The 24413-nt window shown below is 43.5% G+C and carries 20 protein-coding genes; 4 read left to right on the top strand and 16 right to left on the bottom strand.

Going from position 1 to position 24413, the window contains the following annotated elements; translation table 11 throughout:
• Positions 1–11 precede the first annotated feature (11 nt).
• From SWP_RS03185 to dnaB, 3 genes are all read right to left on the bottom strand, one after another.
• A complete protein-coding gene (locus SWP_RS03185; protein ID WP_228371108.1) occupies positions 12–1283 on the bottom strand; it encodes a BamA/TamA family outer membrane protein in 1272 nt (423 codons plus the stop codon).
• A 67-nt stretch (positions 1284–1350) separates the two neighbouring features.
• Positions 1351–2427, bottom strand: coding sequence for an alanine racemase (gene alr, locus SWP_RS03180; RefSeq protein WP_020910915.1), 1077 nt, complete (start codon positions 2425–2427; stop codon positions 1351–1353).
• A gap of 103 nt (positions 2428–2530) precedes the next feature.
• Positions 2531–3937: a replicative DNA helicase gene (gene dnaB / locus SWP_RS03175; RefSeq protein WP_044555628.1), complete on the bottom strand. Its 1407-nt coding sequence runs from the start codon at positions 3935–3937 to the stop codon at positions 2531–2533.
• Between the two features lie 187 nt (positions 3938–4124).
• Here dnaB and SWP_RS03170 point away from each other — a divergent pair, with 187 nt between their 5' ends.
• Both SWP_RS03170 and SWP_RS03165 read left to right on the top strand, forming a co-directional pair.
• Positions 4125–6281: a S46 family peptidase gene (locus tag SWP_RS03170; RefSeq protein ID WP_420804964.1), complete on the top strand. Its 2157-nt coding sequence runs from the start codon at positions 4125–4127 to the stop codon at positions 6279–6281.
• 365 nt (positions 6282–6646) lie between these two features.
• Positions 6647–9565, top strand: a complete 2919-nt coding sequence (locus SWP_RS03165; protein ID WP_020910912.1) for a TonB-dependent receptor — start codon at positions 6647–6649, stop codon at positions 9563–9565.
• Positions 9566–10187: 622 nt separating this feature from the next.
• Here SWP_RS03165 and rplI read toward each other — a convergent pair.
• Genes rplI through rpsF form a run of 4 tightly spaced genes read right to left on the bottom strand, consistent with a single transcriptional unit; the run spans position 10188 to position 11634 of the window.
• Positions 10188–10640: a 50S ribosomal protein L9 gene (gene rplI, locus SWP_RS03160; RefSeq protein ID WP_020910910.1), complete on the bottom strand. Its 453-nt coding sequence runs from the start codon at positions 10638–10640 to the stop codon at positions 10188–10190.
• 27 nt (positions 10641–10667) lie between these two features.
• Positions 10668–10895 carry a 30S ribosomal protein S18 gene (gene rpsR / locus SWP_RS03155; RefSeq protein ID WP_005497284.1) on the bottom strand — a complete coding sequence of 76 codons (228 nt, stop codon included), beginning with the start codon at positions 10893–10895 and terminating at the stop codon, positions 10668–10670.
• 11 nt (positions 10896–10906) lie between these two features.
• Positions 10907–11212, bottom strand: coding sequence for a primosomal replication protein N (gene priB, locus SWP_RS03150; RefSeq protein WP_020910909.1), 306 nt, complete (start codon positions 11210–11212; stop codon positions 10907–10909).
• Positions 11213–11220: 8 nt separating this feature from the next.
• Positions 11221–11634: a 30S ribosomal protein S6 gene (rpsF, locus tag SWP_RS03145; RefSeq protein WP_020910908.1), complete on the bottom strand. Its 414-nt coding sequence runs from the start codon at positions 11632–11634 to the stop codon at positions 11221–11223.
• Positions 11635–12082: 448 nt separating this feature from the next.
• Here rpsF and SWP_RS03140 point away from each other — a divergent pair, with 448 nt between their 5' ends.
• A complete protein-coding gene (locus SWP_RS03140; RefSeq protein WP_020910907.1) occupies positions 12083–12826 on the top strand; it encodes a DUF481 domain-containing protein in 744 nt (247 codons plus the stop codon).
• Between the two features lie 70 nt (positions 12827–12896).
• On the opposite strand, the gene SWP_RS03135 is transcribed toward SWP_RS03140, so the two are convergent.
• The 9 genes from SWP_RS03135 to zapE all read right to left on the bottom strand — a co-directional run bounded on the left by SWP_RS03135 (position 12897) and on the right by zapE (position 23875).
• The gene (locus SWP_RS03135) at positions 12897–14987 is read right to left on the bottom strand and encodes a prolyl oligopeptidase family serine peptidase (RefSeq protein WP_020910906.1); all 2091 of its coding nucleotides are present in this window, start codon (positions 14985–14987) and stop codon (positions 12897–12899) included.
• Positions 14988–15195: 208 nt separating this feature from the next.
• Positions 15196–15939, bottom strand: a complete 744-nt coding sequence (gene rlmB, locus SWP_RS03130) for a 23S rRNA (guanosine(2251)-2'-O)-methyltransferase RlmB (protein WP_020910905.1) — start codon at positions 15937–15939, stop codon at positions 15196–15198.
• A complete protein-coding gene (gene rnr, locus SWP_RS03125) occupies positions 15940–18396 on the bottom strand; it encodes a ribonuclease R (RefSeq protein ID WP_020910904.1) in 2457 nt (818 codons plus the stop codon).
• A gap of 40 nt (positions 18397–18436) precedes the next feature.
• Positions 18437–19060 carry a tetratricopeptide repeat protein gene (locus tag SWP_RS03120; protein ID WP_020910903.1) on the bottom strand — a complete coding sequence of 208 codons (624 nt, stop codon included), beginning with the start codon at positions 19058–19060 and terminating at the stop codon, positions 18437–18439.
• A 204-nt stretch (positions 19061–19264) separates the two neighbouring features.
• Positions 19265–20560 carry an adenylosuccinate synthase gene (locus SWP_RS03115; protein WP_020910902.1) on the bottom strand — a complete coding sequence of 432 codons (1296 nt, stop codon included), beginning with the start codon at positions 20558–20560 and terminating at the stop codon, positions 19265–19267.
• 66 nt (positions 20561–20626) lie between these two features.
• Complete coding sequence (locus tag SWP_RS03110; RefSeq protein WP_020910901.1) at positions 20627–20815, bottom strand: DUF2065 domain-containing protein; 189 nt, start codon at positions 20813–20815, stop codon at positions 20627–20629.
• Positions 20816–21586: 771 nt separating this feature from the next.
• Positions 21587–21979, bottom strand: coding sequence for a 30S ribosomal protein S9 (gene rpsI, locus SWP_RS03105; protein ID WP_020910900.1), 393 nt, complete (start codon positions 21977–21979; stop codon positions 21587–21589).
• Positions 21980–21993: 14 nt separating this feature from the next.
• On the bottom strand, positions 21994–22425 hold the full coding sequence (gene rplM / locus SWP_RS03100) for a 50S ribosomal protein L13 (protein WP_020910899.1): 432 nt from the start codon (positions 22423–22425) through the stop codon (positions 21994–21996).
• Between the two features lie 340 nt (positions 22426–22765).
• A complete protein-coding gene (zapE, locus tag SWP_RS03095; protein ID WP_044556249.1) occupies positions 22766–23875 on the bottom strand; it encodes a cell division protein ZapE in 1110 nt (369 codons plus the stop codon).
• A 161-nt stretch (positions 23876–24036) separates the two neighbouring features.
• On the opposite strand from zapE, the gene SWP_RS03090 reads away from it, so the two are divergent.
• On the top strand, positions 24037–24387 hold the full coding sequence (locus SWP_RS03090) for a ZapG family protein (protein ID WP_020910895.1): 351 nt from the start codon (positions 24037–24039) through the stop codon (positions 24385–24387).
• The last annotated feature ends 26 nt before the right edge of the window (positions 24388–24413 follow it).

The raw sequence follows: 24413 nt of genomic DNA, 5'->3' as shown, positions 1-24413 counted from the left end.
CTACTATTGGTCTAAAAAGGCTGGTTAACCATGACCCAAAACTGGCTGTCTTCATTGCTATAAGCTAGCTCAGCTCTAACCACAACGCTTTCAACTTCAAATCGAGCGCCAATACCTGCCGACCATTTTAAGTCATCATGCAGTGCTGCCGCGTCAAACTCATTCGCTACCTGCCCGGCTTCAGCAAATACCACCCATTGCCACCATGGAATATCATACAAGTTAAACACTGGCCACTGTTGTAATGGCTGCCATCTTGGCTGCATACGATACTCCGCTGAGTACATAACCGCTGAGCGACCAGTAAAGCGTTTACTGGCGTAACCTCTAAGGTGGTCAAAGCCGCCTAAGCTCACACCAGCGAATGACGGAGGACGATGGTAATTATCACCGCTCTGCGCGTTCCAAGTTGGCGTGTCTGCCAAATAAAAGTTAAATGCCATCACCTGTTGCGCAAACCAATCGTTGCCGCCGATAGCAAAGAAAGCACTCTGCTCAAACTCCCATGTCGTCCAACTATTGCGCTCATCAGAGCCAAAATCTCGGCTCACTTTGAGGCTAGTTTGCCCGCCTTGAGTGCTATTTTTGCCGTTATCACGATTGTCCCAATCCAGTTCAAGGGCTACGCCTTGCGCTTTTTCAGGTAAATGCTCATAGCCTTGTAGCTCACGCGTTTGTACAAACGGGCTGACTTTAACACTGGTCACGCCAGAGTTGAGTGGATTCCAACTGATAGACTCTTTACTGCGAGCAAGGCTACGTGCAGCGCCTGCGCTGCCGCGTCCCCATGGTAGTACATATTTGGCATGCAAACGGGTATAGGATTCATCACCAAGTGTGACTACCTTGCTGACGTTTTGCTCTGGCATTGCAGGGTCTGCGAGATAGTAGATCCCCTCCTTAAACTGCGCTTGATAGGTCTCAACCGAAAACAGCCAGCTATCGACTTTAGGGATCTGATAATTATGTGCACTTAAGTAACCTATCCAGCTGTCATTTGCACTGTATAAACCAATCCCAAGAATGGATGCCTGCACTTGTCCCGCATGCTTAACCACACCTGCAGCACCTAATGCTGTGCTTAGCGACTCAGATGAGAAAGCGAATGGTACCGCGACAAACTCAGCCTCTGCAGTTGTCACCTTAGCGCGATCTTGCTCGGATAATGATGAGTCTTTAATGACCACTGACGAACCTTGCGGCTTAGTGATAATCGTAGGGCTCGCAAGAGCTAAAGGTTGTAGCATCAAGGCCACAGCAGAAATGAGTAATTGTAATTTCAATTTAAAAATCTTCACGCAGATGGCGGGCATCCCGCCTCACCAAAAGCGACTTAACTTTATTTATTGCTCAATCTAGGCAAACAGCAACGCGAGGAGTGAGCTTGGTAACAAGCTCATAAGCGATAGTACCAATATGTTCAGCTACCTCTTCAACAGGCAGTTCTTTACCCCACAAAACTGCGAGATCGCCCACTTTATCATTAGCATCAATACCGAGATCCACGGTCAGCATATCCATCGACACTCTACCTACAATCGGCACAATACGACCATTAACCAGTACAGGAGTACCAAGTGGTGCATTGCGTGGATAGCCATCACCGTACCCGATAGCAACGACGCCAAGATTAGTGTCTTTTTCTGCAGTCCAATAGCTACCATAGCCCGCACTTTCACCCGCTTTGTGCTCACGTATAGCAATCAGCTGAGAGACTAAATCCATCGCAGGCATTAAGCCATGTTTAGCGCCGAGATCGCCAAAAACTGGTGAGACACCATAAAGTGCTATTCCAGGTCTAATCCAGTCTGCTTGGCTTTGCTGCCAAAACAGAGCGCCTGCAGAATTAGCCAGTGTGCGATCACCAGGAAGACCTTTGATCAAGGTATCAAATACTCTCTGCTGCTCAGCGGTACTAGGATTGCTCGGTTCATCGGCGCAAGCAAAGTGAGTCATCAAGTGGATCGGCTTGGCAACATTGTCATTGGCCATTAACCTTTGGTAAGTAGCGTCGAACTGCGCAGGCGAAAAGCCAAGACGATGCATGCCACTATCGACTTTAAGCCAAACAGTGACCGGCTTAGTTAAATTGATACTTTCCAACATTTCCAGCTGAGATTCATGATGCACCACGGTTTCAATGTCATGCTCAACTAAAGTGGTTAGATCTCCAATACGGAAAAAACCTTCAAGCAACAATAATTTAGCGGTAACTCCACCCGTTCGAAGCGCAAGTGCTTCTTCAAGGCGCGCTAAACCAAAGCCATCAGCATTATCTAAGCATTGAGCAACATTGAGTAAACCATGGCCATAGCCATTAGCTTTTACTACCGCCATCACCTTGCTTGACGGAGCTAACTCATGCAGTCGGGCTAAATTATGCTTTAGTGCTTTGCGGCTGATCTCTGCGCGTGGGAATGGTTTCAAAACTAACCTTGCTAGTATGTGTTAAAAAGTAAGAGCCTCATTGAGCCTCATTGAGGCTCTATTGTAGTGAATTATTGTTATTAAAATTGGTTATTAACAACAATTAATCTTCTTCAAACTGTGGACCGGCATAATTGTCAAAACGCGAGAACTGACCTTGGAAGGTTAAACGAACACGTCCAATAGGGCCGTTACGTTGCTTACCAATAATAATCTCAGCGGTGCCTTTATCTTCAGAATCATCGTTATACACTTCATCACGGTAAATAAACATGATCAAGTCGGCATCCTGCTCGATTGCGCCCGATTCACGCAAATCCGAGTTAATCGGACGTTTATCAGCACGTTGCTCCAATGAACGGTTAAGCTGAGATAGTGCGACAACGGGGATCTCTAATTCCTTTGCCAAGGCTTTAAGTGAACGAGAGATCTCTGAAATTTCTAGCGTACGGTTATCTTTTAGCGCAGGAACTTGCATTAACTGAAGGTAATCGATCATGATCATGGATAGGCCGCCATATTCACGAGCAACACGTCTAGCACGGCTGCGCACTTCAGTTGGTGTTAAGCCTGAACCGTCATCGATATACATCTTGCCCTGCTCAAGCATAATTCCCATTGTCGAAGAAACGCGTGCCCAATCATCGTCATCAAGTTGTCCGGTACGAATTTTGGTTTGATCCACTCGTCCAAGTGATGCCAGCATACGCATCATAATCTGTTCTGAGGGCATCTCTAAACTAAAAATAAGCACTGGCTTATCTTCATGCAGTGCAGCTTGTTCACACAAGTTCATCGCAAAAGTAGTTTTACCCATAGATGGACGCGCAGCAACAATAATAAGGTCGCCAGACTGGAAGCCGGCAGTCATATTATCGAGATCGCCAAAGCCACTCGACACGCCGGTCACACCACTAGTTGGATTATTATAAAGCTCTTCAATCTTATCGACCGTTTTTTCAAGAATGGTTTTAATGCCTTCAGGGCCTTCGTTTGCATTAGCGCGTTGCTCAGCAATCTTAAAGACTTTGGTCTCGGCCAAATCAAGCAGTTCACTTGAATTACGCCCTTCAGGGTTAAAACCAGCATCGGCAATTTCGTTGGCGACTTTAATCATGTCACGAACAACAGCACGCTCACGCACAATGTCAGCATAAGAGTGTATGTTACCCGCACTTGGAGTATTCTTGGCTATTTCGCCAATGTAAGCAAAACCACCGACATCTTCTAATTGGTCTTCGAGCTCTAGCTGCTCAGAAACGGTAATCAAATCGATTGGATTACCCGCACTCACCAGTACCTCCATGGCACTGAAAATCATTGAGTGAGCCCGCGAGTAGAAATCTTCTTTTACAACAGCCTCCGCCACTCTGTCCCATGCGTCAGAATCTAACATCAAGCCACCGAGAACAGATTGTTCAGCTTCAATGGAATGCGGCGGCATTTTCAGCGCATCCATCTGAATATCTCTTGGCTTTTCTTTGGCCTTAAAGGCGCGTTGCTGTGACATTAAATCTCCAAAATTCCAACGATTAAGCAAAATGTGGTATAAAACGGGCTCAAGCAGAGCAGGCAATTAACATCATACGACCTGCAGATAAATAAAACACACAAAAACAATATAAGGAAAGAACATGCGCAATGTATTGATTGCCGCAATCGCTCTCTCTACTGGGGTATTGTCATCCTCAGCAGTTATGGCTGATGAAGGACAGTGGCAGCCGTATCAGATGCCCTCTATCGCTGATAAGCTCAGTGAACGCGGTATTGATATCCCAGCAGAACAACTTGCCGATCTCACTCGCTACCCTATGAATGCCGTTGTCGGTTTGGGCTATTGTACCGCCAGTTTTGTTTCGCCCCAAGGCTTAGTTGTCACAAACCATCATTGTGCCTACCGTGCTATTCAATATAACAGTAAAAAAGAACATAATTATCTTGCCGATGGCTTTTTAGCGACCAGTAAAGACAAAGAGCCTACTGCTGGCCCCAATGAACGTCTGTATATTACAGAAGCGGTCACCAATGTATCGACACAAGTAAAACAAGATATTGGTAACGATCCGTTACTGCGCTATGAAAATATCCAAGCCAATCGTAAAGCACTCATTAAAGAGTGTGAGTCAGATGATAACTACCGTTGTTCAGTACGTAGTTTCCACAATGGTCTTGAGTACTACCTGATTAAACAACTTATTATTCGTGATGTTCGCTTAGTGTACGCGCCACCAGAAAGCGCAGGAGCTTTTGGCGGTGATATCGATAACTACGAGTACCCTCGTCATTCAGCTGACTTTACTTTCCTACGCGCTTACGTTGGTAAAGATGGAAAGCCGGCGGTATTTAATAAAGACAACGTGCCTTATCAGCCTAAAAGTTATCTAAAGATTAATGCCGATGGTGTCAAAGCTGGTGACGGTGTATTTGTAGCGGGTTACCCAGGCTCAACCAGCCGGTACCGCTTAACCAGTGAACTCAAATTTGCCAGTGATTGGTTATATCCTACACTCGCGACTCGTTTCCAATTGCGTATCGACACCATTGAAGCCATGAGCGCTGCCAATAATGAAGTAAAGATCAAATACGCAGGCAAGCTTGCCGGAATGGCCAACCGCATGAAAAAGTATAATGGTCTACTCGACGGCTTTAAAGCCACAGATATTGCGGGTATTAAGCAAGGCCGCGAAAATGATTTTAAAGCATGGCTAGCAAAAGACAAAACCTACCAATCTTTCCAGACTCAATTTGATGAATTGGAAACCCTACTGGTTGAGCAGCGTAAACAACGTCAAACCCGCTACTACTTTGAAAATGCACAAAGCAGCGCACTGCTTGCAACAGCTAATAAGCTCTACCGACTGGCGAAAGAGAAAGCTAAACCTGATGCAGAGCGAGAAGAGGGCTACCAAGAGCGTGATATGAAGATGTTTAAAGCACGTCTCAAGCGTCTTGATTCAAGTTTTGCAGTGAGCGTTGATAAAACACTTTGGTTGCAAGATTTAGAAGCATATCTGAACCAAGATATCCGCGTTAGCGAACTTGATACCGCGCTCAATGAAGGCGATGTCGAAGCCAGCCTTTCTGAGAAGCTAGATGGCTTGTATGCACTCACCTCACTAACCGACAAGGAAAAACGACTCGCTTGGATGGATGCAGATGCAAAAGCATTTGAAACCAGTGCCGACCCTTTCATTCGTCTTGCCGTATCTTTGTATGACAAGAACATGAGTGGCGAAAAGGCAGCTAAGACTTTAGCAGGTAAGTTGTCGATGGCGCGTCCGGACTACATGAAGGCCGTTATTGCTTACTACAAGTCTAACAACTGGCCAGTATACCCAGATGCCAACGGAACATTGCGGATCACCTATGGCATGGTCGATGGCTATCAGTCTAAAGATGCACTTTATAAGCAACCATTTACGCGCTTAGAAGGCATTCCAGCAAAACACACTGGAGTAGAGCCGTTTAATGCCCCCGCCAAGTTATTAAAAGCGATTGAAGAGCAGCGTTACGGCAGCCATAAAGTGGCTACGGTATATCAAGACCCAGCGTCTTGGTTATGCCGTCTATTCTCTTGCTTAGATAAACCTGAGCAATTTAATTCTGTACCAGTTAATTTCCTATCTAGCGTTGACACCACAGGCGGCAACTCAGGCTCTCCAGTATTCAACGGTAAAGGTGAGCTTGTGGGTCTGAACTTCGACTCGACTTATGAAGCGATTACCAAGGACTGGTTCTTTAACCCAACAATCACCCGTGCAGTACATGTCGATATCCGCTACATATTGTGGATGATGGATGAAGTCGATCATGCACAGAACCTGATTGAAGAGCTCGATTTAGTCAGAAACTAAAAACTCTACTTATCATACAAAATGGCAGTTAACTAAGCTCCTCGCCTAGTTAACTGCCATTTTTTTATCCCAATCAGTCTCCTGCAAAAAAATATTACTGCTGTAACTCAATACGTTTCAAAACATTTCAAAGTGTGTACATACATTTCAGACGAAACAACCAAAAAAGCCAGGGCCAACCAGTTTTATTAGCTATCGCAATGCATTTAATCAAGATCAAACCCCAGTCAACCTTAAGTATTAAGATTATACCCCCTATAGAACAGTTTGATCTATTTTATACAACGATATAGCATCAGCTTCGCTACATAAAAACAACAAAATAACAACAAAATAACAACGCTATATTTCTACAAGGATTGAACATGAAGACAGTGAATTTAAAACGCTCATTGTTGGCAGCGTCTATTTCGACGCTCCTTGCAATAAGTTCACCAGTGATGGCCGCAAATAATACTGCGGGCTCAATGAAAGGAACCATCACAGATGCATCAAGTCAAAGCGCGCTAGCTGGTGCAACAGTAACCATTACCAACAAAGCTAACGGCTCTTCAACTTCTGTTACCGTTAATGACAAAGGTACCTTTAAGGTTCCGTCACTAAGTATTGGTGACTATAAGATAACTATTTCAAAGCCAGGCTATGAAACACAAGTTATTGAAAGTGCAAGGGTATCAATCGGTAGTGAAGTATCAATTGAAGTACCAATGACTACAGGTGATGTAGAACGCATTTCAGTAACGGGTTCTAGAGTCGCTCTAGTTGATACTTCTTCACCAGAAATATCTCTAACAATTAGTGCTGATGAAATTGCTCGCTTACCTATCTCTCAAGATGTTGTATCTGTTGCACTTCTTGCTCCGGGTACCACAAAAGGTGATTCAGCTTTCGGTAACCTTGCATCATTTGGTGGTTCATCTGTTGCAGAGAATAGCTTTATCATCAACGGTGTAAACGTAACTAGTTTCCGTCGTGGTACTTCTATTGCAGATATCCCTTTCAGTGCATATGACCAGTTCCAAGTTAAAACTGGCGGCTACTCTGCACAGTTTGGACGCTCAACTGGTGGTGTTGTAAATGCTGTAACCAAACGTGGTAACAATGGTTGGGATTTTGGAATCGCAGCAAGATGGGAGCCTGATGCTCTTCGCGAGCAACGCCCTAGTGTTCGTTACCCTGTAGGAAATGCATCAGGTTCAATCCAACCTTTTGATACATTTTGGGATAACAGTAAAGATGAAAAAGATGATCTAGAAGCAGAGTTTTCACTTTCTGGTGACCTTATCGAAGATACGTTATTTGTCTACGGTTTAATTCAACCACAGAAATACAAATCAGTTAACGCTTCTGCTAACGGCGAAACATATACTACGACAGAGTATGACGACCCACTATGGTTAGCACGAGTGGATTGGCAAATTGCCGATGACCACTCATTAATGGTTTGGGGTTTCTCTGATTCTGAAGAAGTTACTGATACAACTAAAGCATACGATCCAGATTCAGGTATTTCTGATCAAGTATCAGTGCTTAGCAGTGGTGGTACAACTTGGTCTGCTCAATATGTAGGTCGATTTACAGATTGGCTTTCAATGGATGCTTTGTACGCCGAAGTTGAATTCGATTCAACCCGCCAAGCACCAGAGGACGAAACTTGTCCTGCTATTTACGATGACCGTGATGCAGGTCTAGTACCATTAGGTTGCTGGCAGAACTTCACTTCATCTGCTGAGAGCGATGTTCGTAAACAAACAAATATTAACTTTAATTTTGATTACTTCGAAGATCATGCAATTAAAGTAGGTTATGACTTTGAAGATAACACTTCACTTGAGAACAGCTTTTACTCAGGACATGTTTACTACCGCTATTACAAAGGTGCTGCAGGTCAGTCAGTAAACGGCGTCGAGCTTCCTACTGACATGGAATATGCTAGAACACGTGTTTATGAAAATGGTGGTGAATTTACAAGCAAGTCAACAGCTTGGTATATTGAAGATACTTGGAGCATTTTACCAAACTTAACCGCACGTATAGGACTTCGCTCAGAGTCGTTTGAGAACTTGAACGCTGACGACAAAGCCTTTATCGAAATTGAAAATCAACTTGCTCCTCGCTTAGGTATCTCTTGGGATCCTATGGATGACGGCGAATCTAAGATTTTTGCTAACTGGGGTCGCTACCATATCCCTGTTGCATCAAACACCAACGTACGTATGGCTGGTGCAGAAAACTTTACCGCTGAATGGAATGAGCTAACAAGTGTAGGTGCTGATGGACTACCGACTCTTGGCGCTTCAATTGGTGACAAGCAAATTTACTCAGATGGTACAGTAGCTGATCCAGCGGAGATCTTAGATACTTCTATCGATCCAATGTTCCAAGATGAGTTCATTTTAGGTTATCAACGTAACCTTGATGAAGATTGGTCTGCAGGTATTAAATTTACTCACCGTGATCTTAAGAGCATCATTGATGACATCACGATTGACAAAGGTATTGCGGCAAACGGTTGGGCAGAAAGCGGTGCTCACGTATATGTACTAACTAACCCTAATACTGACGTGCACGTATCTTATGATACCGATGGAGATGGTACTCTAGAAAAAGTAGTTATTGCTGCTGAAGATTTAGGCTACCCAGATCCTGAGCGTATTTATAACTCAGTAGAACTTACTTTGAATCGTACTTGGAATGATGATTGGGCATTTAACGCATCATACACTTGGGCTCAAAGTTACGGTAACGCAGAAGGTTACGTTAAATCAGATAACGGTCAAGATGATGCTGGTCTAACAACTGACTGGGATTTCCCTTACCTTATGGATGGTGCTAACGGAGATCTACCAAACGATCGCCGCCATACAATTAAGGCATACGGTGCTTACCAGATCATTGAAAACCTATCAATTGGTGCTAATGTTCTAGCTCAATCAGGTCGTCCAAAGAATGCATTTGCTGCAGATACATTACCACCAGGATACCCTGATCCATATGAGTACGGTTCAACTTACTACCCATATGATCAGAAATGTGCTCGTGGCTGTATGGGCAATGAAGATTGGCGTTTTAAAGTTGATATGAACCTTGTTTATAACATTGATTTCGTAGATAGCGTTCAAGCTGACCTTCGTTTAGATGTATTTAACATATTCAATTCATCTAACGTACTAAAAACTTCTGAAAATATGACTATTGGTGGTCAATATGATCCATCTTATGGTCTACCAACAGAGTTTGAAGAACCACGCTATGTTCGTATTAGCGCAAATATCAAGTTCTAAAAAAGTGCTCTCTATAGAGCTATAAAAATGTAACATTCCCTTATAGGGCACAAATTAATTTTGTGCCCTTTTTTTTGCCCTATTAATCAGCTAATCACATCTGTCATCAAAGCTTATACTTATCAGCATAAGAAGTTGATCGTCTCAGAGTGTTTACTCGCGAACTCATTCAAGTTGGATAAATAATATAATGGTTATACCTTTGTGCGTTTTTCAATGCAGAAGTAGCAAGCCAAAAACACTGCCTACAGGCGAGTTTAACGGTTCTTGTGCTGCGTTAATGAGCGCGAACCTAGAAGCACTTTGCTTTTAACTTGTTACAAACCACATGGATTTGGTGAAGAATGTCTTTCATGCACGACTACATGGATATAGGAGCTAGAGTAACGCAGGAACAGGTATCGAGGAGTATTTATTGACCTTAGCTCAAAACGGCTAAACTATCGCTGAACGACCGAATTTTTATACTGATGGTATTACCTCACTATTGTTACCGTAATACGTTTAAATACATGGTCTATTCAGAATAAATTTCAGACATAAAAAAACACCGCGCTAATTAAATTAGTGCGGTGTTTTAAATTAAAGCTTTGCCAATACCCGAAGGTATTAATGCAAAATATTAGTCTTCTGCAACAACAGAAAGCTTAACAATAGCTTTAACTTCAGTGTGAAGTTGAACTTCAACTTCGAAATCACCAGTGTTGCGCAATGCACCTAGTGGTAGACGTACTTCGCTTTTAGCAAGCTCAACGCCAGCAGCAGTAACTGCATCAGCTACGTCACGGTTACCAATAGATCCAAATAGCTTGCCTTCGTCACCAGCTTTAGAAGCGATAACAACAGCTTCTAGTGCAGTGATTTTTTCTGCACGAGCAGAAGCAGCAGCTAATTCTTCAGCTAACTTAGCTTCTAGTTCAGCACGACGTGCTTCAAAAACTTCAGTGTTAGCAGCGTTAGCAACAACAGCTTTACCTTGTGGTAAAAGGAAGTTACGAGCGTAACCAGCTTTTACAGAAACTTGGTCACCCAAGTTGCCTAGGTTAGCGATTTTATCAAGTAAAATAACGTTCATTTTATATTCCTCTAAATTATTGCAGTATTACTGATGTAAATCAGTGTACGGCAGTAGAGAAAGATAACGAGCACGCTTGATAGCGCGAGCTAGTTGACGTTGATATTTAGCATTTGTACCAGTGATACGACTAGGAACAATTTTACCACTTTCAGTGATGTAGTTCTTCAAAGTAACGATATCTTTGTAATCGATCTCGGTAACGCCTTCTGCAGTAAAACGGCAGAACTTGCGACGACGGAAATAACGTGCCATGTGACAGTCTCCTAAGTTTTCAATTCGACATTTTCAGCGTGTAAAACCAAACGATTTTGACCGTTTCTGCTCTGTTGCAGATTAAGGAAACCTTCGACTTGGATTTCTACGCCGGCTTTCAGATTTTCTGTAACGCTGTTAAAGCGTTCACCACTTAATACAACTTGAATTTGACAATAAACGTTGCGTAGCATTTCTGCTTCATAACGTTGAGATTTGTGCTCCAACATCAGTACCGTATGGGCAATGCCTGCTGGGCTATCAAATCGTCTAGAACGCGTAATGGTTCCTGCTAGTACCAAATTGTTTGTGGTCACAAAAAAACTTACTCAGCTGTGTTTTCAGCGCTTTCTTTAACTTCTTCAGTAGCTTCTGCACGAGGTGCACGCTCTTCAGATGAACGACGTGTATCGCGTTCGTCTTTAGCTTTAGCCATTGGAGATGCTTCAGTGATGGCAGCTTTAGTACGCATAACCATGCTACGCAAAACAGCGTCGTTGAAACGGAAAGCTGTTTCAAGTTCTTCAACCGATTCTGCAGTAGTCTCTACGTTCATAAGAACATAGTGAGCTTTATGCAACTCGATGATTGGGTAAGCCAGTTGACGACGGCCCCAGTCTTCTAAACGGTGAATTTGACCGCCAGCTTGGGTAAGAATACCCGTGTAACGCTCGATCATACCTGGCACTTGCTCACTCTGATCAGGGTGAACTAAAAATACGATTTCATAGTGACGCATTTTTTTGCTCCTTACGGTTATCTAGCCTCGTTGTTGGCTCAGTCAAACCTAATAGAGGCAAGGAACTAATTAAAGTGACTGATTTAAGCCGCGGAATAATACATAAATTAGCGACGAGACTCAAGCGATAACTCACCTATAACGCAATTAACTGCGTTATAGGTGTAGTTTTAAGTGAGTCATCAATTTAGCTGTTGTCACACTTTTCGATGCTAGCGACATTAGTCGACCTTGATTACGTCCCCTTTGGCACAAATTGAAGGATGAGTTCGCTTGTATAGACATGACTATCAATATCACTTTAGAACAAATCGCTCCCCAATTGTCTGCAAGATATAGTTGGGAAACATAACAAGCAGGAATCTAGTTTGCGCTACAGCTGATTCTAGGTATGATGTCGCATTGCTTAATTTTACTTTCAACCTAGAACAGCATACCAAGAATAATAATGTCTAGAATCCTTACCGCAGTCTTAACACTATTTTGCTCGCCTGTAGCCCATGCACTTGTACCGCCTGATTATCAAGAACCGCCAAGTGATTTTACTGCCGAAATAGAAGCTGGTTTCCAGCTTAATACCGGTAATACTGAATCGAGCAGCTTTAATGGTCGTACAAAATTGGTTTACGATACTGATGCGACTAGACAAGAAGGGACTATTAAAGCCTATTTTGCCGCCGATGATGAAAAGACCACTTCAGAAAAGTACGATCTGCAGCTGCAGTCTAGCTATAAATTCTACAGTGGCTATGTATTTGGCCGTGGTGACTTCACCTGGGATAAGTTTGGTAGTTACACTCAAGTATCGACTATTTCAGGCGGTTATGGTTTCGACGCAATTTCCAACTCGAGCACCAAACTTAGTTTAGAAGTCGGTCCGGGTTATCGCTATAACTTACCGATTGCGACAGACACTATCCCTAATCCTGAAGCCAATAAAGATGTTATTTTGCGTACTGCGGCAAAGTTTGAACAGAAACTACAAGAGTATACTAGCCTTAATGCTGATTTAACCTCTGAGGTTGGTGAAGACAACAACACGTTGACTTTAGATATGAGCTATAAAAATACCCTTTTTCAAGACTGGGCATTCAAGATAGGTGTCAATATTAAGTACACCCAAGTAGTACCTGAGGGCTCAAAGCAAACTGACACCATCACAACCTTTAATCTACTTTATACCTTTCAATAGGCAGATTCGATAATTTGCCCTTGAGTTTGCTTAGAGTGAACTCAAGGGCAATTCGATTAGCAGCGCCTCTCTATGACTTTAATTGCTGCATTAAATAAGCGTAAACCATAGAGCTGAGTTCTGCGGCTTGGTTATTATCAGCAGCACCAGCATGCCCACCTTCTATGTTTTCGTAATACAGCACATCTATCCCCATATCTTCCATTTTCGCAACCATTTTACGAGCATGGCCAGGGTGGACACGATCATCGCGGGTTGAGGTAGTAAAGAACACTTTAGGGTAAGCAGTATCTTTGTTTAGATTATGATAAGGCGAGAATGTTTTTATATAGTCCCATTGGGCTGGAATATCAGGGTCGCCATATTCTCCCATCCAACTAGCCCCAGCCAGTAGCTTATTATAACGCTTCATATCAAGTAACGGCACTTGACACACGACGGCGTTATACAGATCAGGGTTGCGAGTAAAGGCAGCCCCCATCAATAGACCACCATTACTGCCACCTTGGATCCCTAAATGTTTACTCGAAGTAATTTTTCGGCTAACCAAATCCTCAGCTATAGCTTCAAAGTCTTCATAAGCCTTGTGGCGATTTTCTTTTAATGCAGCTTGATGCCATGCAGGTCCATATTCCCCACCGCCACGGATATTAGATAGCACATATACACCACCCTGCTCTAACCAGTTTTTGCCGATTGTCGCAGAGTATGAAGGACGCAGTGATACTTCAAAACCGCCATAACCATAGAGCAGAGTTGGGTTTTTACCATCTAGCTTTATGTTCTTTGCCATAACCACGAAATACGGCACTTTTGTGCCGTCTTTTGATTTAGCAAAATACTGCTTCGTTTCAAAATTTTCTGCTGCAAACTGCTGCTTCATCGCCTTTAACTTACTTGCCTTCATGCTCTTAGCATCAAATAGATAAAGGCTAGACGGTTCTAAAAAGCTGGTGTAGTTAACGAAGACCTCACTGCTGTCATCTTCAGCACCAAATACGCTTAATGTACCGTTGACATCAAATGGAGCTTGCTGTGTTTGCCACTTGCCGCCCTTTTGTTGATAACGTATCAATTTACTTTTTACGTTATCAAGCCAAGTAATTAATATTGCGCCTTTAGTAAACCTAACTTGGGAAATTGAGGCTGTCGCGGTTGGTTCAACCAGCACACTAAATTCAGGTTTCTGCCCAATCAGTTTATCAAGATCAGTATAAACAATAGCTCCCTGCTTAAAGGTTTTTCCGCCGGCTTTTAGCTCACTCTTCAACTCTATATAGAGCTGATCATTAAAATAGCCTTTGATGTCTGCATCTTTCGGCAACGGTAACTCAACCAATTGGTTATCACGATATGCATAATGTTGAGCAGTATAAAAAGTAAGGCTTTCAGTAACCAGCTGTAGTGGCTTTTCATCGTCATATATGACATAACCAGATACCGCAACGGAGGCCTTATCACCACTAAAAATTGTTTTAGCCGCAGACAATGGCGTACCACGTTGCCACTGCTTAACCACCTTTGGATAACCAGAGTCAGTTAAACTGTTACCGTCTCCGAAATCGGTACCAACAAAAACAGTATCTTTGTCTATCCAACTAACGCTTGATTTGGCCTCATTCAATGTAAAAGGGTTACTCTTTTTATCTAGAAATGCTTTTTGCTTTAAATCAAACTCACGCACTTCTACAGCATCTGCTCCGCCGCGTGACAGTGATACCATACAGCGATCATAATTGGGATAACGACAGTCCATTCCCTTGTATACCCAGTTCACCCCTTCAGCTTTTCCTAGCGCATCAACATCTAATACCGTTTCCCATTTAGGTTCGGCTTTGACGTACTCCTCCATGGTGGTACGACGGTAAATACCACGGACATGCTTTTCATCTTTCCAAAAATTATACAGGTAGCCATCCATGCGACTTGCATAAGGGATCCGTTCTTTGTTATTCAAAATAGCAAGGCTATTGCTGACTAACTCATCAAACCCTTTATATGCTTTTATCTCTTTTTCTGAGAGGGAATTTTGCTGCTTAACCCACTCCATCGGTTTCTTGCCCTCTACATCTTCGAGCCAGAGAAACTTGTCCTCTTCAGCAAAAGTGGGAGCTGCGGCAATTGAACTGAGCACGCATAAAGATAAGACTTTGTTTCGCATGTAAACATCCTGTTATAAGAATTAGTTCAATTAAGCTACTGCATGCGCAATGAAAGTGGAATAGTCGATACAGAAAAAGTAACAGTCGACTCAAACTATTCTGTAAAAATTAGTGTCAAATCGATACAAAAACGCCGATGAAGTCAAAGCTTCATCGGCGTTTTATAATAATGACCTGAAAGGTGTAGTTAATTAGTTCTTTGTAGACCTATTTTGCTAGGCGTTGGCGCACAGCTTCAAACAGACAAATCCCCGTCGCAACAGACACATTTAGGCTAGATACACTGCCCGCCATTGGGATAGAAATTAGGCTATCGCAGCTTTCGCGAGTTAAGCGGCGAAGCCCTTTACCTTCTGCCCCCATAGCAATCGCTAGAGGCCCTGTTAGGCTAGCTTGGTAAACATCGCTATCAGCCTCACCTGCAGCGCCGGCAATCCAGATCCCTTTATCTTGTAAGCTACGCATAGTGCGTGCGAGATTGGTCACTTGGTATAGCGGAACTATTTCTGCTGCGCCGCAAGCCACTTTGCTAACAACCGGCGTTAACCCAACAGAGTTATCTTTGGGTACGATAATCCCTTGTACACCAGCAGCATCAGCATTACGTAAACATGCCCCCAGATTATGCGGATCGGTAACGCCGTCCAGAATCAACAAAAATGGCGTTTCAGTGCCATCTAACATTGCGTGCAGATCGTTATCATTGAGGATCTTGGCAGCTTTCACCTTTGCCACAACGCCCTGATGCTGACCACCAGCTGACTTATCGTCTAACGCTTTACGAGAAGCGTACTGAACAGACACACCCCACTGCGATGCGATTTCCAAAATTGGTATTAATCGCTTGTCATCACGGCCTTGTAACACCCAGATTTCGATAACGCGTTCAGGGCTATTTTGCAGTACAGCTTCAACAGCATGCAAACCGAAAGTAATATCTTGCTTCTTCATCTATTTCTTACTCGTTCTACGCTTCGCAGACTTGGCTTTTTTAGCCGAAGACTTTTTTGCAGAAGCTTTTGTCTTAGTCGTGTCAGCTTTGCTGCCACTGTTTGATTTGTTTTTACTTGTCGAGCGAGAGCCTGACTTAGCACCACTCTTAGTGCTACTTGTACGTTTGCCTTTGCCTGCACTGCGCTCTTTATCAGCAAGTTTAGCGCCTTCACGATTAACACGCTCTCTCGCAGTCATGGGCTTACTCGGCTTACGGCGCTTACCGCCAGCAGAATCCCCTTCCATCATCAGGTCGATTTGACGGTCATCAAGATTCACAGCTGCAACCTTTACCGTAACCGTATCGCCAATCTGATATACCTGACCAGACGCTTCACCAACCAAACGTTGGCGCATGTTGTCGTATTGGTAATAGTCACTACCCAAACTTGAGATATGCACTAATCCATCAATGAACAGGTCGTTGAGTCGAACAAACATGCCAAAGTGCGTTACCGATGCAATAACCGCTTCAAAGGTATCACCAACATGATCTTGCATAAACTCACATTTAAGCCAGTCGTTCACATCTCGAGTGGCTTCGTCAGCACGGCGCTCAGTGGTTGAACACTCCTCACCTAAAAGATCCAACTCTTCAATTTTGTAGTTGTAACCGCCATCAGCAGTCCACTGCTCAGATTGCTCTCCCTCTTGTTTTGACAACAAGTAACGGATAACGCGGTGCAAGATAAGATCTGGGTAACGTCGAATTGGCGAGGTAAAGTGTGAATATGCCTCTAATGCCAAGCCAAAATGACCTTCGTTATCTGGGGTATACGTTGCCTGACGCATGGACCTTAATAACATCACCTGAATCAGCTCAGCATCAGGCCTATCAGCAATCTGCTCCATCACAGCTTGATAGTCTTTTGGTGTAGGCTCTAGGCCGCCTTCCATTGTTAAGCCACGCTCTTTAAGGAAGTCTTTGAAATTGGTAAGCTTTTGCTCAGACGGTGCCTCATGCACTCGGTATAACACTTCACCCTTGTGCTTTTTAACGAACTTTGCTGAAGCAACGTTGGCTAAAATCATGCACTCTTCAATGATCTTATGCGCTTGATTACGGCTGCGTGGCACAATTTTATCAATCTTACGCTGTTCATTGAAAATGAACTGAGTCTCAGTGGTTTCGAATGCAATAGCGCCACGTTCAGCTCGGGTTTCATCCAATGTCAGATACAAAGACTGCAACGTTTGCAGATGTGGGAAAATAGGTTTGAGCTTATCACTCACCTCTCCGCCCTCTAGCATATCGGCAACCTGGGTATAGGTTAGGCGAGCATGAGAGTGCATCACTGCCGGGTAAAACTTATATCCCGATAATTTACCCGCTGCAGAAATAGTCATTTCGGCAACCATACATAGACGGTCAACCTCAGGCATCAACGAACACAGGCCATTTGAGATTTTCTCTGGCAGCATCGGAATGACTTGAGATGGGAAGTAAACAGAGTTACCACGCGAGCGCGCTTCTCTGTCTAATGCCGATTCAGTACGCACATAATGGCTCACATCAGCAATTGCGACCCATAAACGCCAGCCACCTGACTTTTTCTTCTCTGCATATACCGCATCGTCAAAATCACGGGCGTCTTCACCATCAATAGTCACTAACGGTAAATGACGTAGGTCAACACGGCCTTCTTTGTCCGCCTCTGTAACTTCGTCAGGGATTTTTCTGAGCTTCTTCTCAATTAGCCCTGACCACTTATGTGGCAGGTCGTAATTGCGCAGCGCAATCTCAATCTCCATCCCTGGAGCCATTTGCTGACCCAGTACTTCGATTACTCTTGCTGCTGCTTTGACATAACGACCGGGTCTGCGAGTTAGCTCTAATACCACTATGTCGCCCTGACGAGCACCTTTACGGTCCTCCTCTGGCACTAAGATCTCTTGGGTGATGCGACGGTCATCAGCAATAACAAAGCCCATGCCAGCATCGAGATGAAAGCGGCCAACTAGTGCAGCGCTTCTTTGCTCAACTAAACGCACAATTCTGGCTTCACGGCGGCCTTTACGGTCAACACCTGCTTTTTGTGCGAGCACTTTATCACCGTGGAAATACATCATCATGTCACGGTTATTAATATAGAGGTCGTCACCGCCCTCTTCTAGCTTAAGGAAACCGAAGCCGTCGCGATGTCCGATCACGGTTCCTGTGAGTAAATCCATTCTTTCTGGTAAGCCATAAGCTTTACCACGGGTAAACACTAGCTCACCGTCGCGCTCCATCGCTCGTAATCTACGACGGATAGCTTCTAATTGCTCTTCGCCCTCAATCTTGAGTGCATTTGCAATATGTTCACGGGTTAACGGGGACTTTTGAGAGCGTAAGTATTCCAAAATATACTCACGACTTGGGATAGGGTTGTCGTACTTTTCTTGCTCTCGCTTAATATGTGGATCTTGTATCATTCATTTTCCAAAATATTGGCATGACTGCTTTCAGCCATGCTTATTGTTGCGTTCTCAGGTGTTCCTGTTTTGCCCTAGCCACTGAGCTGGGCGGCATTTTCGCCTCTAACACCATTAACAAATTGCTTGCTTCGGCTTGCACCGTTTCATCGCTAAATACTTCGTTATATAGCCAATGAAATCCAGTTTCGTAATCGCGTGGGCTACCATAGCCTTCACCAAATAACCGAACCAACATGATTCGCGCAGGCAGGTCACCTGTCGCAGCTGCAGGCAATACATATTGCACAGCACGCTCTTTATCTTCCATAACGAATTTACCGTCATGGTAATACTCCGCCATTCTAACCATGGCTTCAGCACTGCCTTGTCGTGCTGAGGTTTTTAACATCGAGATCCCACGCGGTGGGTTGGCCTTAACGCAGATCCCGTAATTGAGCATTTCAGCCCAAAGATACTGATAGAGTGGCTGCTTTAACACTTCAGCTCTAGCTTCAATATCTTCTACAATTTGGCAATCATCGCCCTTAACTTGCGTCAAATAGCGTTTACTACGGATTAGATCAACCAGTTGCTCTTGAGTATAGACGTCTACTGCTTTGGGAGCAGCCATACTCGGCAAAGAAATTATCGACAATACAATAATTAATACATAACGCAGCATAAGTTCTCTCAATGACAGTAAGTAAATTCAAGCACAAATATATTATCAGCTATAGATATATTTGCAGCCTGCTCTGTCTTTTTCATCGGCAGTATAACGTATTTCTTGAGGACTACATGCGCCTCAACCCTTCCTAGTTGTAGCGACTTTTTTTACCTTCAGTAAGCACCCAATAAAAAGGCCGCTAATCGCGGCCTCTTTTTATTAACTAAACGGATTCACCAGAATCATGGTCTCGTTTCTATCCGGACCCGTTGAGATAATATCAATTGGCGTTTCTAGCAACTCTTCTAAACGCTTAATGTAGTTCATTGCTGCTTGTGGCAGCTGCTCTACAGATGTTGCGCCGAATGTTGTTTCGCTCCAACCAGGCATAGTCTCTAAAACAGGGGTTACCTGCTCATAGCCTTCTGCTGCAAGCGGAGTTGTTGTTGCTACAGTTCCATCTGGATACTGGTAGCCGACACAAATCTTCACCTCTTCAAGACCATCTAGAACATCTAGCTTAGTCAAGCAGAAGCCGCTTACACTGTTGATTTGAACTGCACGCTTCATCGCGACAATATCTAACCAACCTGGACGACGCTTACGACCCGTAGTCGCACCAAACTCATGACCCTTAGTACCTAAGTAGTCACCAATTTCGTTTTCCAATTCCGTAGGGAAAGGACCTGCACCAACACGCGTGGTGTATGCCTTCATAATACCCAAAACGTAATCTAGATGACGCGGACCAAATCCAGAACCTGTTGCAACACCACCTGCGGTAGTATTAGAAGAGGTTACAAATGGATAAGTACCATGGTCAATATCTAGTAACGTGCCTTGAGCACCTTCAAATAGAATTGGTTCACCTGCTTTGCGTGCCTGATCAAGAAGCTCAGAAACGTCAGTGCACATGCTCTTTAAGTAATCAGCAATCGCAAGAGCATCTTTCAATGTCTCTTCATAATCAACTGCTTCGCACTTGTAGTATTCAGTCAACATAAAGTTGTGATAAGCCATCACTTCCTTCAGTTTTTCGGCAAACAATTCTGCATTAAACAGATCGCCTACACGTAAACCGCGGCGTGAAACTTTATCTTCATATGCTGGACCAATTCCACGACCCGTTGTGCCAATAGCTTTATTGCCACGCGCTTTTTCGCGAGCCATATCTAATGCACAATGGAATGGAAGAATAAGAGGACATGCTTCAGAAATTAATAAACGTTCCTCTACAGGTACGCCACGCTCTTTAAGCATGTTAATTTCAGTCATCAGTGCGTCAGGTGCAAGCACCACGCCGTTACCAATAATGCATTTCACATTATCGCGTAAGATCCCTGATGGAATAAGATGAAGAACGGTCTTGTCGCCATCGATAACAAGAGTATGACCAGCATTGTGGCCACCTTGGTAACGAACGACATATTTAGCCTGTTCGGTAAGAAGATCGACTATCTTACCCTTTCCTTCGTCACCCCATTGGGTGCCGAGAACTACAACGTTTTTGCCCATTATTTGCTGCACGGTAGTGGTTAAAACGGGATTTTAGCAGATCTATAGGGGCTGTAGGCAAGTAATTTATGAAAAAATAATCAATATTACTATCCCAACAGTGACTAAAGAACCACCTAACCGTTGCAGAAGCTGCTGATTTTGATTGGAAATTTCTTTCAAATAGGCGCGCCAACGGTTTGGAAACAAAAGTGGACCAATTCCTTCAATTATCAGCACTAAACCTAACGCAAGCATGATTAACTCAAAAGACATAACAAAGTATTTCCTATACCGAACAGTTTATAATATGAACACACTTTCATTCACTCAAATTCTGCATTTACACCCAACACATTTCTTATACCACTTTTAGTGACGCTAGTAATAAAGGTAATTGACAGAAATAATAGGAGAAACACTTAAATACAAATAAACCTATCAATAGCCCACTAGACCGACAGGTTTTATACCGTTCAGGATAAGAAGTTGATCTACTCAGAGAGTTTTAACGGCTTGATGCTTTGTTAATGAACTTGAATCTGGTTTAACGATGTCCTTCATTGCAAACCACATAGCCAAACATGTTCCTGACATGCTTAAGGCATTCCTCCATCCCTAGAGGTCAGATGTGGTAAATGTCACTAATGCACGACTGTATGGTCTATTTGTTCCATACAAAATTAGACATTCCCTCCATGGAGGTCTGATATAGGAGATACGGGAGTAAGGTTGCTCGGAGCTAGCATCATGCTGGAGCGATTATCGGGAGTAACGCGGGGGCTGTTACCGAGGAGCATTTAATGGCCTTATCTCAAAGCCGCTAAACTCTCGCTGAGGGATCAAACCTTTTATGATGATTAGATACTGCAGGTAGCAATGACCGAGGATGTCAGAGCCGAGAATAACGATTAGCACTGCACCTATAAATCCTTCCCGCCTAAATGAACAAGGATTGGATAGCATAAGCTTAAGCTGAGACTACTGAATTCCAGGCAATAAAAAACCCAGCATAAAGCTGGGTTTTTTGAACTCTGAAAGCGAAAATTAACGCTTTGAGAATTGTGGCTTACGACGTGCTTTACGTAGACCAACTTTCTTACGCTCAACTTTACGAGCATCACGGGTAACGAAACCAGCAGCACGTAGAGAAGGACGTAGAGACTCGTCAAGTTCCATCAACGCACGAGTAATACCGTGGCGAATTGCACCAGCTTGGCCAGTGTTACCACCGCCCTTAACTGTTACATTGATGTCTAACTTTTCAGTCATTTCAACTAGCTCAAGTGGCTGACGAACAACCATGCGAGAAGTTTCACGACCAAAATATTCGTCTAGAGGTAGTTTGTTAACAGTGATGTTACCAGTACCTACTTTAGCGAATACGCGAGCTGTAGATGTTTTGCGACGGCCAGTGCCGTAGTATTGAGTTGCAGCCATTGCTATAATCCCGTTTAGATATCAAGAACTTGAGGTTGTTGTGCAGCGTGGTTATGCTCTGTACCAGCGTAAACTTTAAGCTTACGGAACATGGCACGGCCCAAAGGACCTTTAGGTAGCATACCCTTAACTGCTTTCTCAATAATCATTTCAGGCTTATGATCTTGCAGCTTCTCAAAAGTAATCTGCTTAATGCCACCGATGAAACCAGAGTGTGAATAGTAAACTTTGCCTTTAGCTTTGTTACCAGTCACTGTAACTTTATCAGCGTTAATAACGATGATGTAGTCACCAGTATCTACATGAGGCGTATACTCTGGCTTATGCTTACCGCGTAGGCGAGTAGCAATTTCAGTAGCGATACGACCCAAAGTTTTACCTTCGGCGTCAACGACGAACCAATCACGAGTGACTGTTTCTGGTGTAGCAGTAAAAGTAGTCTTCATTTACAAAAACCCAATGTTAAAATTCTGTCTCACATGCTAATGCCACTATTGGCAAAAACACAAAAAATGCCTTTCCCCGCCCCTTCGAGCAAAGAATTAGGCTTTACAACTTCCACCTAAAGTGGTGGATAACGAGGGCAGGTGGCGGATTATAGACAAAGATGAGTTAAAAATCACCTAATTTTTAGATAAATTCTAATCTCTTTTCAAAAAATTCTTCTCTAGAACTCTCCCCTTTAGCTTCAAACGGTTTAGCGACAGTTGCCAAGGGGGATTTTATCTACTTGCAGTGGATTACCCAGATGGCTTTATATCACTAGCCATCGAATGCGATTACACCTTACGGCAGATGCTCCAGTGCTAAATAATCATGGGATTGCATTTCCGTTAACCTTGAGCGGCAGCGTCTAAATTCGAAACTCAGTAAACCGTCAGTATAGATATCTTCCAGTGACACCGCCGAGGAGATAATGAGTTTAACATTCCGCTCATAAAACTCATCAACCATCGCCAAAAATCGACGTGCAATATCATCACCGGTTAAATGTTCTCCCATCTGCTCAACATTACTCAGCAGCACAGTATGATATAGCCTCGCGACCTCCATATAATCTCTTTGGCTACGAGGCCCATCACATAACGCTCTAAAATCTATCAGTAATACCCCTTGAGCTTGCTGGCGAATATCGATGTTGCGCCCATCAATCTCCAACGCCAGCGTTGATACTTCAGACTCTGGAGCAAGCTTAATAAAGTACTCTTGTAGATTTTGCTCAGCCTTTTCATCAAGAGGTGAATGGTAGATCTCAGCCTGCTCAAGGGTTCTAAGTCGATAATCCACGCCAGAATCAACATTCAAGATTTCACAATGCTTATTAATCGCGGCAATAGCAGGAAGGAAGCGCGCACGCTGTAGGCCGTTACGGTATAACTCATCGGGAATGATATTAGAGGTTGCGACCAAAGCCACACCTTCAGCAAACAGAGATTCAAACAAGGTACCTAATAGCATGGCATCTGTAATGTCTGATACGAAAAACTCATCAAAACAGATCACCTGATACTTAGTAGCCATCTCTTTTGCTATCATTACCAATGGATCTCGCTGCCCTTGTAACTGAGCTAAATCAATATGAAGTTGGTGCATGAAGCGGTGGAAGTGTGCTCGAAGCTTCTTATCACCGGGCAGTGCATCAAAGAAGGTATCCATAAGGTACGTCTTACCGCGTCCAACCCCGCCCCACAAATACAAGCCTTGCACACTTGGCTTCGCTTTTCTCCCGAAAAAGGATAAGAGTTTATTGCTACTACGCCCTTGAGAATTTATCGCAATAAGATCGTCATACACTCGTTGCAGCTGTTTAACGGCTTGCTCTTGTGCTACGTCGTGGGAAAAGTCATCTCGAGTTAAATCTTGCTGATAATGCTGCCAAGGTGTTAAATGCGACACGTAAATCATTCTCTATAAGTAGGGGACAAACACAAATCAGCCATTTTTAGCTGTTTGACGATTAATTTTAATTAAACTCTGCAGTAAATAGTACCACGCTGGAATGCTGCAATGTATATTTGGCAACATCTCTCTTATTAAAAGTCGTTATTGGAGTCACTATGGAATGGGCATTAACTTTTGCAGCCTTTGTTATTGGTAGCGTGTTTGGCTATGTCGGGCATAGCGTTTTATCTAGAAACAGCAAAGACAAGAGTCAAAATAAGCAATTAGAGCAAACACAATTAGAGTTAAGCCAATACAAACAAGAGGTGTCAGATCACTGTGATGAGCATGACAAACAGTTGGCAGAATTGACTAGCCTTATCAATAAAGTAAACCAAAAATGGCATACATCAGCCAACATATTAACCTCTGCGGCCTCTGATACAGCAAGCTCTGAAGCAGAGCCTATCGATAACAACTGCGCATCATTAGATAGTGCCTATACTAAGAAAGCCCCATCAGTTTAAATATATAAGAAACATGTACCGCTGAA

This window comes from Shewanella piezotolerans WP3, assembly GCF_000014885.1.
Classification (GTDB): domain Bacteria; phylum Pseudomonadota; class Gammaproteobacteria; order Enterobacterales; family Shewanellaceae; genus Shewanella; species Shewanella piezotolerans.
Note: the sequence above shows the minus strand (reverse complement) of the source record. Positions and strands in the feature narration are given on the sequence as shown.